Consider the following 16,343-nt stretch of genomic DNA (forward strand, 5'->3'; position numbering starts at 1 on the left):
TTCCTTTAATGATTGAGCAGTCATTTGGCAAACAAGACACTCACAAGGCTTAATAAATGTTTAGTACGCGCTATTAAATAATGAGCTACAAGTACGTTGACGACCTTACAAGTGATGTTATGTTTCGCGTTACTGCTAAGAAAAAAGAAGCACTGTTTGAAGACGCAGCCCTTGGCATGGTTAACATCATGTATGACACAAAAAAAGTAAGCAGACAAAAAAAATACCGTATCAAAACGCAGGGAAGCGATATTGAAGAACAACTCTACAATTTTCTCACACAAGTGCTTATCACTTTTGAAACAAAACAGGTCATGCTCAAAGACTTTCACGTAACCATACGCGGAAAAAACGTGAACGCAACCGCACACGGCATGAAAACAAACACAAACCTTATTCAGACACACGTAAAAGGAGTTACCTATTATAATTACTCAGTCTCCCAAAAAAAGAATGCATGGGTTGCAAACGTGGTGGTGGATATATAATGATAAGAGACAAGCTTGAGAAAATCAATGACTTTACCTGGAAACTGCCAAAAACAGTTCGGGAAAAAATGCGCGTTGACGCACACATCTTTGCAAGCAAGAACATTATTGATTCTGGTGATGACAAAGCATTTGAACAACTCACCAATGTAGCATGCCTCCCGGGCATTATTGAGCCTGTTGTTGGCATGCCTGACCTTCACTGGGGGTATGGTCTTCCAGTTGGCGCAGTAGGCGCATTTGACCTGCAAGAGGGCATTATCAGCGCAGGCATGACTGGTTTTGACATTAATTGCGGTATTCGCATGCTCACCACAACTCTTGTTACAAAAGATGTTCAAGCAGTAAAGCGCGAGCTCACAAATGAATTATTCAAACGCGTGCGCGCGGGTGTTGGGTCAAAAAGCAGGATTAAACTCACTGCTGCCCAACTTGATGAAGTCATGGAACGCGGCGCACAATGGTGCGTTGATAACGGGTATGGCATCAAAGAAGATACTGCACACAGTGAAGAAAACGGAAACATGCCTGGAGCAAACCCCGCAAAAGTGAGCAGAGACGCGCGAAAACGAGGCATGCCCCAGCTTGGCACGCTTGGCGCGGGAAACCACTTTCTTGAAGTGCAGCGCGTTGAACAGGTGTTTGACAAAACAATTGCAGACGCATACGGACTCTCCAAAGACCAAGTGGTTGTTATGATTCATTGCGGAAGCAGGGGCTTTGGCCACCAAATTGCAAGCGATTACTTGCGCATCATGAACCGCGCAGTTAAAGAAAACAACATCTGGCTTCCCGACCCGCAACTCGTGTGCGCACCCGTGCAAAGCACGCAAGGCATTGACTATTATGAAGCAATGGTGTGTGGCGTGAATTTTGCGTTTGCAAACCGCCAAATGATCACCAGCTTTGTTCGCGAAGCATTTTCTCGCGTGTTCAAAAAAGACTGGCACGAACTAGGCTTAACTCTCTTGTATGATGTGTGCCACAACATTGCAAAAAAAGAAATCCACACCATTAACGGAAAGAAAAAAGAAGTAATGGTGCATCGAAAAGGCGCGACACGCTCGTTTGCACCTGGTCACGAGAAAGTGCCAAGTGCGTATCGCCGTGCAGGACAACCCGTACTCATTGCAGGCAGCATGGGAACTGCAAGTTATATTCTCTCAGGAACCCAAGGCGCAATGGAAAAGAGTTTTGGCAGTTCATGTCATGGCGCGGGCAGACAAATGAGCCGTAAAGGAGCGATTCGCGAGTTTAAGGGTGCAAACATTCAAGCCCAGCTTGAAAAAAAAGGCATTCTTGCAAAAGCAACCAACCCCCTCCTGCTTGCAGAAGAAGCACCTGGCGCGTACAAGGATGTTGATGAAGTGATTGCAAGTGTTGCAGGTGCAGGCATTTCAAACACGGTCGCGCGCGTAACACCTCTTTTGGTGACAAAAGGATGAAAAAAACACGCGCGTATTATAACGCGATTAGCAAAGGATATGATGAATTGTATGGGCGCGAACAGGAAGAAAAGTGGGACGCGCTCAAAACATTTGTTCAGGGAAAAACCCTTGACATAGGCTGCGGAACAGGAATTATTACTAAACACATCAAAAACGTGGTTGGTCTTGACAGCTCACCAGGCATGCTCGCACACCTGAGCGGCATAAAAGTCATTGGTGACGCGTGCGCACTGCCATTTAAGGACAAAAGTTTTGATACCGCGCTCTCGCTTACCCTGCTCCAGGACGTATCTGAACCTGAGCGCGCGATTCGTGAAATGAAACGCGTTTCAAAACGCGTGGTGTTTTCTGTGCTCAAAAAAACGTGGACTACTGCCCGCGTTTTGAGCATAACCGCAAAACAAGGTTTGAAAGGCCGCGTGATTGAACACACAAAAGACATCTTCTTTGTTCAAGACTAAAGACCAAAACTGTCCACAAACTTTTGCATTTTTCCCACGTGGTCAAGAAATGCTTTTCCTTCCGTAGTTAAGTGGATTTCATCACCAATCACAACCAGCTTCTTTTTTTCAAGTTCATCAAGATAGCTTGCAAGGCGAATATATGTTAAGTTTGTCTTGTACATTAAGTGCGTGCGCTTGATTGAAGGATTCATTTTGATGGTTTTAAGAATATCATAAATGATTTGCAACCGATTTCGCTTCTTAGCCATTGTTGTTTTTACTCACCCCACCTTTTTTTCGCCTAGGATGAGCGTGTGAGAACATACACGCTCAAAAGGACGCCATACGACGCCACACGCACGAGATTGTCCACAAAAAATAGTGAACTATTTATAAATATTAGGAAATAGCTCAAATGGCTTACTAAAAGCCCGAAAAAGGCTAAAAGAACCAATAGAGCGTTTCTTGAGCGTTTTTTAGCGTAGTTCTCGTAAAAATAAAGCACGGGAAACGTAAGCAGGATTGCACCAATCAGTTCATGGAAGAGAGGGGAATACGTGTAGATAAGAAACAAGCTTAACACGTAAATAATAATTTGAAGTGCAAACAAGCGATACCTGCGGATATCTAAAAAAAGCTTGTCAAGGGTTGTGTAGCCAAAAAGCAGAAATGCTGAATACGCAAGAATCCACACAGAACGCAAAAACAGGTTTGAAAACGAAAAATACAATTCTGCAATATTAAGGCCCACTTTTGTGATAAAGGCTATGCTAATAAGCAAAAACCCGATGCCAAGCAATTTGTGCTTTCGCTCCCGCGTAACAAGCTGGATTCTAAACAAGTACAAACCAATAATAAATGTGATACAAGAAATTGCAAGCTCTAATACACTATTTGTTACGCCTAAAAGAGAAACATCCATTATCTCGTACCTGCGCGTTTTGCCTTTTAAGTCTTGTGAACCATGCGTCTTGATTATGATTTCATAATGGCTTTATAAATAGGGTGACAAGAGAATAGTGTCAAACAAGGGCATTCGGGAGTCCAACAAAACGACATTCACCAAAAGCACGCGACTACATCCTTCCCACGCCAAAAAAAAGGGTGTTCGCAGCAAATGGGGGGAGACAAAAACCCCCCTCATGTTCACCACCTCTCCTCTGCATTTTTTTTCTTTTTTTTCTTTTTTGCAACAAAAACAGAGTACAGAATGTTTTTATGCACGACAAAAACAAAACAATACAGGGGAGTATAACCTATGGATAATACACGTGTTGCACGCGTACTTGAAGCAATAGCAGACCTTCTTGAATTAGAAGACGTGCAATGGAAACCCCGCGCGTACCGTGCAGCAGCACAAAGCATTGCTTTTATGAGTGAAGACATCAATGACGTGTACCAGAAAGGATTGCTCGAAGACATTCCTCATGTAGGAAGCTCAATTGCAAAAAAAATTGCTGAACTCATTAAAACCGGCTCGCTTCGCTATTACGAAAGGCTCAAGAAAAAGAGCAAGGTAAATATTGAAGAACTCTCACGCATTGAGGGGCTTGGACCAAAAACCATCAAACACTTGTACGACGCGCTACACATAACAAATCTTGCCAGCCTCAAAAAAGCAGCAGAAGAAGGAAAAATCAGAAACCTTGAAGGTATGGGTAAGAAACGCGAAAAAAACCTATTAGAAGCGATTCATTTTGCGCAAAAAACAAAAGACCGCCATGTTCGCGGCCACGTGGTGCGTGACATTGACGCGCTCAAAACACACATCACGCGTAACCCTGCTGCAGGATTATTTCTTATTGCAGGAAGTTATCGCCGCTACACTGAAACTATTGGTGATATTGACATTCTCGTCACGTCAACCCAGCCAAAAAAACTCATCACGCACATTAATGCGTTTGAACGCATAGAGCGCATGCTTGCAAAAGGAAGCACGAAAACAAGCTTTGTGCTTAAAAACGGTCTGCACGTTGATGTGCGCGTGGTTGACAAGAATAGTTTTGGAAGCGCTGCCCAATACTTTACTGGTTCAAAATATCATAATATTGCACTGCGAAAAATCGCGCAAAAAAAAGGTTTGAAACTCTCAGAATACGGTCTTTTTAGAGGAGAAAAACGCATTGCAGGGAAAAACGAAAAAAGCGTGTACGCAGGACTTGGACTCCAGTACATTTCCCCAGAACTGCGCGAAAATCAAGGCGAGATTGAACTCGCAAAAAACAAAAAGATTCCAACACTCGTAGCAAAGGTTCACGGAGATGTGCAAATGCATACCCACTACAGTGACGGAGCAAACAGCGTTGGTGAGATGATTCATGCCTGCAAAAAAATGGGCTACGCATACATGGGCATTAGCGACCATGCAGGAACGCTCAAAATAGCAGGAGCCATGAACAAACAACAAATAGCAAAACAGCGAAAAGAAATTGACAAACAAGACTTTCACGTCTTACAGGGTGCAGAAGTGGATATTGATTCAAAAGGAAAACTCACCCTCAAAAATGACGCGCTCAAAGATTTTGATTATGTGATTGCCTCAATTCATAGCGGGTTTCACCAAACAAAACAGCAACTCACAACTCGTATCCTTGCAGCTATGCAAAACGAGTACGTGCGCATTATTGCACACCCTACCGGGCGCGTTATTGGAAAGCGTGAAGGCTACACCCTTGATTGGGAACGCGTGTTTAACACCAGCAAGGAAACAAACACGTATCTTGAAATCAACGCGTCACCCGAGCGGCTTGACCTTCGAGACGAGCACATTCATGCAGCAATAAACGCAGGATGCAAACTTATCATCAACACTGACGCACATAATACTGATTCACTTCACTGCATGGATGCAGGAATTGGCATGGCACGCAGAGGATACGCACAAGACAAGCATATCATAAACACGAAATCATACATGCCATTTCTCAAACTGCTCAAAGCGTGACGTGTTCAAATAAGAATGTCTTTGAGCGGGTCGCTCTCCATAGATGCTGACGCCACGTTTTTGTCTTTGTCTAACGACGATTTTTGGTTATCCGCGTTACGCGCGCTTAGAGGAGTGCTTAAACCGGCTTTTGCCGGTGTACGCTCGCTCAAAGGCGCGCTTAAACCGGCTTTTGCCGGTGTACGCTCGCTTAGGCGTGCAAATTCATCTTCGTGTTTCATAATAAAGTTTTGAAGTGCAAACACAAGACGTGACGCTTCAACAACTGAAAGCTTGAATGCTTTTCGCTCCCCTTTCTCATTGCTCAAGCTCAGCATGAGATTGCCATCTTTTGGGTAACCCCTTTCAAGCTTGGGCAGTTCCCCATTGAGTTCAAGCACGCTTCGCGTGTCTTTAAAGAAATGCGCGAAATTAACAATTTTCATGAGCTATACCAACAATTATTACGCATATTTGCATACAAAAACATTATTATACTCAATGTCCGCTAATCGGGAATGTATGGACTTTGAGGATGTTGACACCCAAACGCTCAGTGAGTACTTGCACACGCTTCGAAAACTAAGCGCATGCAACCTTTCCATGGGGAATGTGCTTGTCACGTGCAAGGTTTTGTATGAGCGCTACATTTCAAAAGCGCTAAGTGAAAGCGCGCTTCATTCAGATGAGTTTCGCCTTAATCTTGATAAAGCGTATAACGCAATGAAAGTGATACACTATTTCTCAAAAAAGAAGAATTTGCCTGACCTGTTTTGGCGCGCGACAAACGCGTTAGAAGGGCTTGAAACACTCACCGGAAAGAATAAAAAACACTCGTATCTTGAACAATTTCTCTACCATTGAGTGCAGTAAAGCTTTTGAACACGTTTTTTTAAAAAAAGAAGTATGGATATTGATTATGCTAAACTCAACGAACTGCCCCCTGCTGAGTACTGCGCGTGGCTTGATTCGTTTATGAAACAATCATCACTAAAAGAACGAACACGCGTTCTTGGCACTCTTATCTGCTCGTACGCGCAACACTTGCAGGGAAAAAGCAAAAACATTACACAACTGCAAACAAAAGAAGGCGATGAATATTTTCAGCGATTCATCCACACACTCAAAACCGCACAAGATGATGCAAAAACGCATGGGCTTGAAGACGTGGCGGAACAAACAGAAGAAATTCTTGGCACAATACAGACCTATCTTAGACTTATCTTCACTGACTCAGCATCACAGCGAATGTTGCAAGAGATTTTGCGAAAACCAACGCATCGCGAAGGGTTCTTGTACCTTTAATCAAACCAGTTCAAAATAGAGTCGGCGATTGTTTTTTCCCTTATTATCTGTTTTAAGCAGTCTAATAGCACCTACTTCCTGCGTGTTTTTCACGTGCGTTCCCCCATCTGCCTGCTCATCAACCTCGCCTATGGTAACTACACGCAGGGTGGTGATTTTTCCTAACAAGCCTTTTGCAAGACGCGCAAGCTCAGGTTTTGCGCGTGCTTGTTCACGCGTAATATATGAAATAGTAATAGGAATGCATTTTGCAAGCAAACTGTTTGCGGCATTCACAAATTGCTGCAGCTTTTCTGGGGAATAATCGTCCATAGAAAAATCCATACGTGACTTGTCAAGACCAAGCTGGTTTCCCGTAATTTTAGCGTGTGCTGTTTTGAGAAGCACTGCGCTAAGCACGTGCGATGCCGTGTGTGCGCGCATGAGTGCGTATCTGCGCTGCCAGTCAATTTCGCATGAAACTATGTCACCAACAGCAAGACCGGGCGCATCAACTTCATGACTTATAGTGCCGTTAAATTTTCCCACAAACACCACACGAAACGCCTGACCCTCCTTTCTTATCACTCCCGTATCACTGGGTTGTCCTCCACCAGTAGGATAAAACGCAGTTTTGTCAAGCACAACATAAGTGTCATCTTTGAGAGAAACAACGCGGGCAGTCCAGATTCTAAGATACGAATCATCAAGGTAGAGCGCATCAGTCATAGTATGACTCTAGCAGTAGAACTGAATTAAATATTTTTGTATCACCCGTCACTGTTTTAAATAGTTTATAAATGATTTTGCATAACGCATATAAAAAGCGCCTGTTGTAGGGAAGAGTAGAACAAACACTTTGGTGATTGTTTATACTACACAAAAAGAAGGTGAATTAAACGATGATAGAAAAATACCAATTTGATGACGAAGATGACCCTGAAGACGATGACGACGAAGACTCAGACGATGAAGACTGGTAAAAACGTGTCCAGCGCATCATAATTCACACAATAATTGTGTGCAAAACCATTCCTTTTTTATTTTCCAGATTATCAGCATCTAGTGTGAAGCTTGCATCCATGATTGAAAACGTTACGCACGTGTGCGAATCACTTTCAGTCAATGCAAAAGCAGAATACCGAACACCGCTTGGCTCGCGCATTGATATTGCACTCTTCAAAGAAAACAAGCCCGCTCTTGCAATTGAGTTTGAGAATTCATACAAGTGGATAGCACAGCGCGTACTCTATAACGGGATAAAAGCACATGCTGCCGGATTTGACACCATCCTTTTTATCTGCCCGTTTCAAAAAGAGTTCACCAATAAACTTGTTTTAGCACATCTCGAACACTTAGGAGTTCGCGTTTATTTCTCTGACAAAAACACGTACCAAGACGCGATATTCAGCATAGTGAAAGATATATAATTTCTAAGACTACAGATATGCGTATGGGAGCAGTTATTGATGTGTCTAACCTAACAAAAACGTACGGCTCGCTCAAAGCAGTTAATAACGTATCACTAAGCGTTGAACAGGGAGAAATTTTTGGTCTTATTGGACCAAACGGCGCGGGAAAATCAACAATGATTCGCCTTCTTACCGGACAAAGCGCGCCAGACCACGGATCTATTCGCGTGCTTGATACAAACGTAATTGAAAAACCAGTTAGTTCACGAAAACAGGTTGGAGTGATTCCCGAACAAGAAGTTCCTCCCTCATTTCTTACCAGTGAAGAGTACTTGCGCTTTGTCAGCGAAATCAGACACGTCAAAGACGCTGAGAAAAAAATGAAACATTGGTTTGAGTTTCTTTCTTTTGATTCTCAAAAACACAAACTCAGTAAAGACTTGTCGCGCGGAACACGCCAAAAACTCATGATGAGCCAAGCGTTCTTCTTTGAACCAAAACTTGCCTTTATTGATGAACCGCTTGTCAATCTTGACCCGCTTATTCAAAAAAAGGTTAAAACATTTTTCAAAGATTACACAAAACAAGGTAACACCATTTTTCTCTGCACACACGTGCTTTCCATAGCTCAAGAGCTCTGCGACCGCGTTGCATTCATGCATAATGGCCATATTGTAAAAACTGAGCGCGTTAAAACACTTATCACCAACTATGGAACGCTTGAGCACGCCTTTGAGAGGATTCTGTCATGAGCTTGTTCAAACAACTCCTGCGCGAAGAATGGCACATTCACGCAAGCATTGTTGGCAACACCTCTTTTGCACTTTTTGCGCTGGTCGTGTTTGGATTATGCTTAGCTTTCGCGTTTGTTGCACCTTACATCATTACGCACACGCAGATGATGAGCTTCACACATTACACCTTTCTCGTGTTTGGTCTTATGATTGGCGCGTTTGGTCTTGGCGGGCGTGAAGTTTTGAATCGCCGTTTTGGAGAGGTTAGTTTTTTAGCGTACTCATCACGCACCCTGCCTATTGGATTGCACACTATTTTTGCCAATTTTATTATCAAGGATATAGTCTACTATTCTGCATTTCTTGTCATCCCCTTTAGTGTTGCATTACTCGCAAGTGCAGCAATCACTCCCCTCCCCTTTATGCGCGTGCTTGTTTCTCTACTTACGCTCCCGCTCTCATTTTTGCTGGGCTTATCGCTCAGTTTTCTTATTTCAACCCTCTACACACGCGCGCAAATCATTGCACAAGCACTTCTTATCATAGCAGTAGTGCTTGGTTTTGTGGGTATTACTTTTTTTCTTAGCGAAAGCATCTATCAAAACGCGCTTGGCCCACTCGCGTTTTATCTCACACTAAACCCCACGTATCTTGTGTTAACTCTTTGTGCAATTGGAGCATTTTTGCTTGCTGCAACTCTGCTATTTAGTTTTGAACACTTTGCGCTTGCAAAAAGCTACCCCTCACTTTTTGGCAGGCAAGAAAAACATTCGCTTCTTCGCGCATTTATTATTAAAGATTTAATTGACCTTCGCAGAAGCCAAGGGGGTTTTGGAAAAATCTTTTTCTCATTTCTTATACCGCTTATGATTGTTGAGGTCATGATACGCGTGTTGCTTAACATTTTTTCAGTTTCAAATGATGGATTGCTCATCCTCTTTAGTGTGGTTATTGGCATCACTGCATCAACTGTATATAATTGGCTTACTGAATTTGACCTTATTGACAAGTACGCATTTTTACCCGTTTCCACAAAATCAATTCTTCGTGCAAAAACCACTCTTGCATACACAATTGGCGCAACAAGCGGTTCTTTTATGCTCATCATCTCAGTTTTATTTCTTAATGCAAGCATTGAAGCGTTCTTGCTTGGTCTGCTTGTTTTAAGCGGAGTTTTTGCGTATACAACAAACACGCTTGTTCTGCTTACTGGACTGAGTCCAAACATTTTATTGTTTGATGCAAAAATATTTATGCGCTATATACTCTTTCTTGCACCGGTTATTATATGGATGATGTTTTTGTCATTTGCGCACCCAAACGCGCAAAGCACGCTGCTACTTGGTGCAACCTCGCTTGTACTTCTTTTTGTTTCAGCAATCATGGGTTATGCAATTCGTGCAAGCCCCCAACGCATTCAACTCATCAATTAAAACAATGTTTTTATTAACACATGACTTATTTTGAAAAACAATGCCAGCATATATTCTTGTACACCTTAATGGGCTTCTTCTTGATGTTACTAAGGCGTATCAGGATAATGTGAAATTGCAATGGCTTGCGCTTCGCCAAAGCAATGTTAAGTTTTCTATTGCGCAAGAAGACTATGCTGCCCTTGAAAAACGAATCAAGCCATCAATTCTGGTAAATGATTCAGAAGGGTATTGGCATAAGTTTTGGAAGCACGCGCTTATAGAAATCGGGCTTAACCCCACACCCTCAGTACTTGATAAAACACTTGCAAAGTTTCGAACCTTTATGATACACTCCTCACACCTCTACACAGATGTCATGCCCTTTCTTAAACAGGCAAAGCAACAGAGTATCCGCGTTGTGCTTTGCGAAGATTCAAGCAAAGAATATGTTAACAAAGCGCTTGAACAGTTCGGACTCAAAGACGCGTTTTATAAAACCATCATTGTTGAGGGATTTAGACGCAGTCAAAAAGAGTTCTACGACCAGGTGTTTGAAACCCTTAACATCACGGCAAAAGACGCGCTTATACTCTCTTCACGCGTTGACAAGGATTACGCACTTGCATCAGACTGTCATTTTGAAACATTGCTCGTGCTGCGCCGCTTTTTTAGAAGCATTAATACGCAAAAAAGAACAGCACAAACCCAAAACGCAATCAATTTACTCCACGTTCTTGATGACGCACGGATTACAACAACAAACGAGTCTGATACCGCATCTGAGGAAACTGACCGATTTGAAACCATTCCCTCATTTGAAGATGCATTCAAAAAGCTCACCATGATAGACAATGAAGCCCGCGCAGACGAGCATGATAACCCTGCAGATGAAAAAGAGGAGTATGATGAATCATTTTCAGCAGAATTTGATACCATTGGCGCACACATCACCCAAAAAAAGAAAAAAGAAAAAAATGAACAGAACACTGAAAACACGGCATTAGAAGAAGAATTTGATGAGGATTACGAGCTCGCACTCGAAACGCTTAAAACACGCATGCTCTAAAAAAATACACGCAATGGTATATACTGACAAAAAAACCGCAGACGCGCACGATTATATGTATGACAAAACACTCTACCAGTGGGTTTTAACACGCCCCTTCCAGCCCTTTATCACGCACCCGTCGGTTACACGACTCAAAGATATTTCACTAAGCGCAATACCCACGCGCTACAAGCATGAGCACCATAACCGGCGCATGGATTCCCGCTTTATCCATTCAATAGGGGTTATGCATCTTGCAGGACTTCTCAGCGACCAAGAAGAGCTCAAAGCACATTATGAACCCCTTTCAATAGCAGGACTCTATCATGATAGCGGAAGCCCGCCGTTCTCGCACGCAGCTGAACCATTCATGCAAAAAATGCTGGGCATTGAACATGACGAGCACGCGCGGCGCTGGCTTGAAGATGTTGAAGACCTGCTTGAAATGTATGGCACGAGCGTTTCTGAAGTCCACGATTTCGTGAGCGGACGCGACACGCTTGGCAATGTAATTGCAGGAACCCTTGACATGGACAATCTTGATAACTCGCTTCGCTATGGCGCGTGTCTTGGCGTGTTGCGCGAGGGCATATACGACCCGAGATTTATTGCAAAAAACATCGTACTAAAAAACAATAAACCCTTCTTTAAAAACGGGCTTGAGCATCAATTAAAAAAGTGGGACGTGTGCCGGCAAGAAGTGTATAATGAAGTGTACAGCACGAGCAATTTGTTTCCCTCAGCACTGCTCACAAAAGCATTGTCAACACTCTATGAGCACGGCGAGCTTTTAGAAGAATTCTTTGACTTAACCGAAACACGGGCAACCGCGTATCTTACCTGCCACCCAAAAACAAAACGAATACTAGGATTGCTTGAAAAACGCGTAAAACCACGAAACACATTCACATTTGATTTTGAACATCCTGTTGGACCAACAGAAGTGAATACCCTTGAGCAAAGCATGTGTGATGCGCTCAACATTCGAGAAGAAAACATGTTTGGAACCTACATTCATTCAAATCGAAACAAAATCGTGCACATACCTTTTGAGGATGGGAGCCTGCATAAACCACTCACCCAGTTACCAGTTAACCGCATCATACTCTACACCACCCAGCAGCACACACGAATCATTTAAATCACGCGAAAAACAGTCATAAACCCGTATGCCAAACATTCGCACAAATGGAATTCTCACTTATTATGAATCACGCGGAAGAGGAACACCCTTAGTATTTATTCATGGTCTTACTGCTTCGCATAAAGCATGGAGCGCGCAGGTTGAACACTTCAAAAAACAGTATCGCACCATAACCTATGACCTTCGAGGCCACGCGCAAAGCAGCAGCGCAAAAGGCGCGTACTCAATTGAACAAATGGCAGACGACCTTAACGCGCTTTTGAATGCGCTTAACATAAAAAAGCCCGTTCTTTGCGGTCTTTCACTTGGCGGCATGATTGCACAAGCCTACGCAGTAAAATACCCGCAAAAACTTAGCGCACTCGTACTCTCAGACACGCTCACAAAAGAGCCGTTTGGCATGCTTGAAACCCTTGAACAACTCATCACGCCAAAACCCATGTTTGGAGAAAAACGAAACACCCTGATTGCGCGAGCGTACACCGGCAAAAGCCGGTTTAAGCACGCCTTTGAGCGAGCGTACACCCGGGCAGCCTATTTATTTCTTAGAAAAAAACCATCACCCATCCAGAAAAAAATTATTCACGAGTTTGAATCATTTAACAGAACACAACTCATAAAACACATTAATGCAATTCACGCGTTCAAGGGTGTGATGCTAAACGCGATTAGTGTGCCCACACTTGTTCTTGTTGGCGCGCTTGAGCCCCGTATTATTGCAAACGAATCAAAACAGCTTGCAAAACACATTCCTCACGCAACGCTTTGCACCATACCCGGCTCAGTGCATGTTTCAAATGTTGAAAACCCGCAACAATTCAACGTTGAACTTGAACACTTTTTAAAAAAATATTAAATCTTTACTGAGAACGTTGAGTTAGAATCAGCAAACGCGCAATTATTTCCCACATCACAACATCGCGCGTTCCATGTATAATTACCATTTGCAATATTATAAAAAATCCAGGTCAGACTTGCATTCATGCCAAACGCATTCTTTGTTGCGTGCGTTCCCCAATTGCCATTAGACATGTTAGAATAGAGCGTGCAGTTTGTTAATGCAGTCTCATCAGTTGCGTTCACATTAAATCCAATCGAGTTCGTACTCGTGTACTCCTCTCCAAGTAGAGGTAACATAAGCGCAACAAGGGGCGCTTTAACATCAATGAGCACATCGCTTGCAACACGACCGCCAAACGCGCCAGCATCATATTTGAGCACTTTGCCTGCAACAAAAGAAACCATGATTTGCACGTCATAGAGCGTTCCAAGGTCAAGTTCGCGCAGTCCTCCAACAGCAAAACGCTTTTCTTGGCCTGAACCAATTACCACGCCCGTACCGGTTTCAATACTGTTTAAGCCGTCAGTAATGTTAATGCTTTGAATTGTGATTGTGTTTCCAATCAGGTTTGCAAGCGAGAATTCAACTTCACCTGCTTTTGAATAGGACCAGGAATCAACGGAAAATGAACTAAACCCTGACGCGTACTCACCACTCCACGCGCGGGCATTAAACACGTTAAGTCCTGCAAGAGCCACAAGAACAACAATAATAACAAGAAGCGCCCAGCCATACGTGATTAAGTATTCAAGCGCGCTTTGACCCTTGCTCACAAATTCTCTACGAGCAAGCATTGTTTATTAATATTCTGGAATCTATAGGTTCAAAAGATTTAAGCATGCTAACTGGAGGTAGTTAGGTATGGCTCATTTTCTGGCGACTATGATTGCAACCCTTGGCGTGAGTCTTATTTCATTTATTGGTGTGTTTACCTTAAGCATTGAAAAAAAGAAACTTACCGGGCTTATTCGCAACCTTGTTAGTTTAAGCGCAGGCACGCTTATTGGCGGCGCACTCCTGCACCTGCTTCCTGAAGCCATGGCCACGCACGTGTCTTTAGCCATGGTAAGCATGATTTTTGGGTTTGTGATTTTTGGCGCAATTGAGTTTATTATCAAACAATTCTGGCACGCACAAAAAAAGCAAAAAACAAAATCATTTGCGTACATGAACCTTATAGGAGATGGCGTGCACAATTTTCTTGACGGACTTATTATCGGAACCAGCTTTAGCGCAAACATGGCACTGGGAATTACAAGCACGCTTGCAGTTGCACTTCATGAAATCCCTCAGGAAATCGGAGATTTTGCTATTCTTTTGTATGCTGGCATGAAAACGCGGCGCGCCCTTATGCATAATTTTCTCTCGGCACTGTTTGCGATTCTTGGCGGCATTATTGGTGTTGTGCTCCTTGAAAGCATACACTCAATTTCTGCGTTTCTTCTTGCCTTTGCTGCAGGGGGGTTTTTTTACATAGCCTGCATTGACCTTATTCCTGAACTTGCGCGGGACAAGAAAAAACATCCCCGCCACCACCTTCTTATCGGGTTTCTCACCGGCTTCGTGCTTATGCTTTTCCTCACATTTTTTTAAAACAATCATGCAAGAATTTTAAATAGGATTAAAACGTAAAGATTTTATGCACTAACACCCACAAATAGGGTGTGACACCCTGGTTTTCACGAAAAAAAGAACCCTCCCAATTCTATCCATTCCTTATGGGCATGGTGCTGTGTGCTGTCGTGTTCTATCTTGGATATGCTGGGGTCAAATGGGTGTCTCATAAAAAATTTGAAGCACTTGTTTTCGGTTTTGTGAGTATGCCCTATGCAATTGCGTTGTATGGTCTTATCAAAAATAAGCGTTGGGCACTCTATTTTACACTTGCACTCGCACTTATTGACGTTCCTGTCTCACGAATCCTTTTTGGCGCGTTTGGCAGCACGCTTGCTTCTCTTTTTGATGCAGGCATTATTGGTTTGTGCGCGTACGAGCTAGGATTTATTGAACATTAAAACGCTCATTAATAACATCAATACCTGTTTTGTACGCGTCTGTTAACTCCTGTTTATTCTGGTTATCTGGAGCAAGACGTATGATAATGTGTTGCTCGCCTTTTTTTTCTTCCTGATAAATGTGCGCGTGTTCCTGCAGCTGGAATAAACAATCTTCTGGCGTGTCTTGGGAACTGATTAATTCCTCAATAGTGGCATCAAATGATTCCACAAGATTTTCTATAACATCAGGGGCTATACCGGATGGTTGGAATTCTGCAAAGATTTTTTCAATACCTAAAAAACGTGTTGCAGCATGAAACGCTTTTTTAGCGAGTTTTTTTCTTGCACGCTCATTATAAGGGGTTCCTGGTGTGTGGTCTTTAATGTATTGTTCGTAGAAAGTGACCAGTTTTTTTTGAATTCTTCCAAAATAGGCAACCACAGTTTACCCACCTCTCCACCGTTTTCTCGCACGAGTTTTGACTATATAAACATTAGCAATAAACAAAAAAGCATAAGAACACGCTTTGTTTTTTATCAGTATCATGCATGAACTAAGCCTTCTTTCAGACAGGCGCATCAAAGAATATCGCGCGCTTGGTGAAATTGTTATCGAACCGTTTGAAGACGCAAATCTTGGAAACTGCAGCTATGATGTGCGTCTTGGCAAATGGTACTATCTTGAACGCCATGGAGACCATTTAGGACTTCACAACCCATTTAGTAAAAAAAGTGTTGAGACAATGTGGGCAGGACCCTACGAAGCGCAACCGCTCAAAACATACACTGAAGATGAATCATTTTTTTCTGAGCACATAAAAGAACGAGCACGCCAGGCAGGCTATCTTGTGTCAGACAATCTCTTGACCCAGATAGTAACGAGCCCGTTTGAAAACATCAAAAAAGATGAGAGAGTGATGTTTTTGTTTCCCCACCAAAACATGCTTGGCCATACGATTGAATATATTGGGGGCAAAAGCACGACCACCACTAAAATGCTTTCACGCTCAAGTATGGGGAGAAATAATATCACTGTGTGCCGTGACGCAGGCAAAGGCGATGTGGGGTATATTGACCGGTGGACTATGGAGATTACAAACAATAATCGCCAGCAAATCGTGCCTTTAGTAGTGGGCAGTCGTATTGCGCAAATCGAATTTTACTAC

21 protein-coding genes are annotated in these 16,343 nt (G+C 42.9%); 15 read left to right on the forward strand and 6 right to left on the reverse strand.

Annotated features, from left to right (window positions below; all coding sequences use genetic code 11):
• The first annotated feature begins 80 nt into the window (after nucleotides 1-80).
• From COT72_02185 to COT72_02195, 3 genes are read left to right on the forward strand one after another with little or no spacing between them, the layout of a single operon-like run.
• Complete coding sequence (locus tag COT72_02185; protein ID PIO00491.1) at nucleotides 81-488, forward strand: hypothetical protein; 408 nt, start codon at nucleotides 81-83, stop codon at nucleotides 486-488.
• Complete coding sequence (locus tag COT72_02190) at nucleotides 488-1,933, forward strand: RNA-splicing ligase RtcB (GenBank protein PIO00492.1); 1,446 nt, start codon at nucleotides 488-490, stop codon at nucleotides 1,931-1,933. Before COT72_02185 ends, COT72_02190 begins: the two co-directional genes overlap by 1 nt.
• Nucleotides 1,930-2,397, forward strand: a complete 468-nt coding sequence (locus tag COT72_02195) for a hypothetical protein (protein PIO00493.1) — start codon at nucleotides 1,930-1,932, stop codon at nucleotides 2,395-2,397. The genes COT72_02190 and COT72_02195 overlap by 4 nt, the downstream gene beginning before the upstream one ends.
• On the opposite strand, the gene COT72_02200 is transcribed toward COT72_02195, so the two are convergent.
• Together COT72_02200 and COT72_02205 are read right to left on the reverse strand one after the other, a co-directional pair.
• Nucleotides 2,394-2,648, reverse strand: a complete 255-nt coding sequence (locus tag COT72_02200) for a hypothetical protein (GenBank protein ID PIO00494.1) — start codon at nucleotides 2,646-2,648, stop codon at nucleotides 2,394-2,396. The two genes, COT72_02195 and COT72_02200, sit on opposite strands and share 4 nt — an antisense overlap.
• Before the next feature lie 32 nt (nucleotides 2,649-2,680).
• Nucleotides 2,681-3,301: a hypothetical protein gene (locus COT72_02205; protein ID PIO00495.1), complete on the reverse strand. Its 621-nt coding sequence runs from the start codon at nucleotides 3,299-3,301 to the stop codon at nucleotides 2,681-2,683.
• A gap of 336 nt (nucleotides 3,302-3,637) precedes the next feature.
• On the opposite strand from COT72_02205, the gene COT72_02210 reads away from it, so the two are divergent.
• Nucleotides 3,638-5,323, forward strand: a complete 1,686-nt coding sequence (locus COT72_02210) for a DNA polymerase III (protein ID PIO00496.1) — start codon at nucleotides 3,638-3,640, stop codon at nucleotides 5,321-5,323.
• A gap of 5 nt (nucleotides 5,324-5,328) precedes the next feature.
• On the opposite strand, the gene COT72_02215 is transcribed toward COT72_02210, so the two are convergent.
• Nucleotides 5,329-5,748 carry a hypothetical protein gene (locus tag COT72_02215; protein PIO00497.1) on the reverse strand — a complete coding sequence of 140 codons (420 nt, stop codon included), beginning with the start codon at nucleotides 5,746-5,748 and terminating at the stop codon, nucleotides 5,329-5,331.
• A gap of 76 nt (nucleotides 5,749-5,824) precedes the next feature.
• Here COT72_02215 and COT72_02220 point away from each other — a divergent pair, with 76 nt between their 5' ends.
• Nucleotides 5,825-6,166 carry a hypothetical protein gene (locus COT72_02220; GenBank protein ID PIO00498.1) on the forward strand — a complete coding sequence of 114 codons (342 nt, stop codon included), beginning with the start codon at nucleotides 5,825-5,827 and terminating at the stop codon, nucleotides 6,164-6,166.
• Between the two features lie 42 nt (nucleotides 6,167-6,208).
• Nucleotides 6,209-6,607 (forward strand): hypothetical protein, encoded by a 399-nt coding sequence (locus tag COT72_02225; protein ID PIO00499.1) that lies wholly within the window; start codon nucleotides 6,209-6,211, stop codon nucleotides 6,605-6,607.
• Here COT72_02225 and COT72_02230 read toward each other — a convergent pair whose 3' ends face one another.
• Nucleotides 6,608-7,315 (reverse strand): alanyl-tRNA editing protein AlaX, encoded by a 708-nt coding sequence (locus COT72_02230; protein PIO00500.1) that lies wholly within the window; start codon nucleotides 7,313-7,315, stop codon nucleotides 6,608-6,610.
• Nucleotides 7,316-7,653: 338 nt separating this feature from the next.
• Here COT72_02230 and COT72_02235 point away from each other — a divergent pair, with 338 nt between their 5' ends.
• The 6 genes from COT72_02235 to COT72_02260 are packed head-to-tail and all read left to right on the forward strand — an operon-like array spanning nucleotide 7,654 to nucleotide 13,195.
• Nucleotides 7,654-8,016, forward strand: a complete 363-nt coding sequence (locus COT72_02235; protein ID PIO00501.1) for a hypothetical protein — start codon at nucleotides 7,654-7,656, stop codon at nucleotides 8,014-8,016.
• Nucleotides 8,017-8,033: 17 nt separating this feature from the next.
• The gene (locus tag COT72_02240; protein ID PIO00502.1) at nucleotides 8,034-8,750 is read left to right on the forward strand and encodes an ABC transporter ATP-binding protein; all 717 of its coding nucleotides are present in this window, start codon (nucleotides 8,034-8,036) and stop codon (nucleotides 8,748-8,750) included.
• Nucleotides 8,747-10,165, forward strand: coding sequence for a hypothetical protein (locus COT72_02245; protein PIO00503.1), 1,419 nt, complete (start codon nucleotides 8,747-8,749; stop codon nucleotides 10,163-10,165). Before COT72_02240 ends, COT72_02245 begins: the two co-directional genes overlap by 4 nt.
• A 40-nt stretch (nucleotides 10,166-10,205) precedes the next feature.
• Entirely contained in the window at nucleotides 10,206-11,213 is a 1,008-nt protein-coding gene (locus tag COT72_02250; protein ID PIO00504.1) for a hypothetical protein, read from the forward strand.
• Nucleotides 11,164-12,336, forward strand: a complete 1,173-nt coding sequence (locus COT72_02255) for a hypothetical protein (GenBank protein ID PIO00505.1) — start codon at nucleotides 11,164-11,166, stop codon at nucleotides 12,334-12,336. Before COT72_02250 ends, COT72_02255 begins: the two co-directional genes overlap by 50 nt.
• 28 nt (nucleotides 12,337-12,364) lie before the next feature.
• Nucleotides 12,365-13,195, forward strand: a complete 831-nt coding sequence (locus COT72_02260; GenBank protein PIO00506.1) for a hypothetical protein — start codon at nucleotides 12,365-12,367, stop codon at nucleotides 13,193-13,195.
• Here COT72_02260 and COT72_02265 read toward each other — a convergent pair.
• Nucleotides 13,192-13,974, reverse strand: coding sequence for a hypothetical protein (locus COT72_02265; GenBank protein ID PIO00507.1), 783 nt, complete (start codon nucleotides 13,972-13,974; stop codon nucleotides 13,192-13,194). The two genes, COT72_02260 and COT72_02265, sit on opposite strands and share 4 nt — an antisense overlap.
• Nucleotides 13,975-14,041: 67 nt before the next feature.
• Between COT72_02265 and COT72_02270 the strand changes: the two genes are divergently transcribed.
• Both COT72_02270 and COT72_02275 read left to right on the forward strand, forming a co-directional pair.
• Nucleotides 14,042-14,773: a ZIP family metal transporter gene (locus COT72_02270; GenBank protein PIO00508.1), complete on the forward strand. Its 732-nt coding sequence runs from the start codon at nucleotides 14,042-14,044 to the stop codon at nucleotides 14,771-14,773.
• A gap of 71 nt (nucleotides 14,774-14,844) precedes the next feature.
• On the forward strand, nucleotides 14,845-15,195 hold the full coding sequence (locus COT72_02275; GenBank protein PIO00509.1) for a hypothetical protein: 351 nt from the start codon (nucleotides 14,845-14,847) through the stop codon (nucleotides 15,193-15,195).
• Here COT72_02275 and COT72_02280 read toward each other — a convergent pair.
• Entirely contained in the window at nucleotides 15,182-15,619 is a 438-nt protein-coding gene (locus tag COT72_02280) for a hypothetical protein (GenBank protein ID PIO00510.1), read from the reverse strand. The two genes, COT72_02275 and COT72_02280, sit on opposite strands and share 14 nt — an antisense overlap.
• 103 nt (nucleotides 15,620-15,722) lie before the next feature.
• Here COT72_02280 and COT72_02285 point away from each other — a divergent pair.
• Nucleotides 15,723-16,343, forward strand: a 621-nt coding sequence (locus tag COT72_02285; protein ID PIO00511.1) for a hypothetical protein, incomplete at its 3' end; no start/stop codon positions are given.

Source organism: archaeon CG10_big_fil_rev_8_21_14_0_10_43_11 (assembly GCA_002763265.1).
Taxonomy (GTDB): domain Archaea; phylum Nanobdellota; class Nanobdellia; order PEZQ01; family PEZQ01; genus PEZQ01.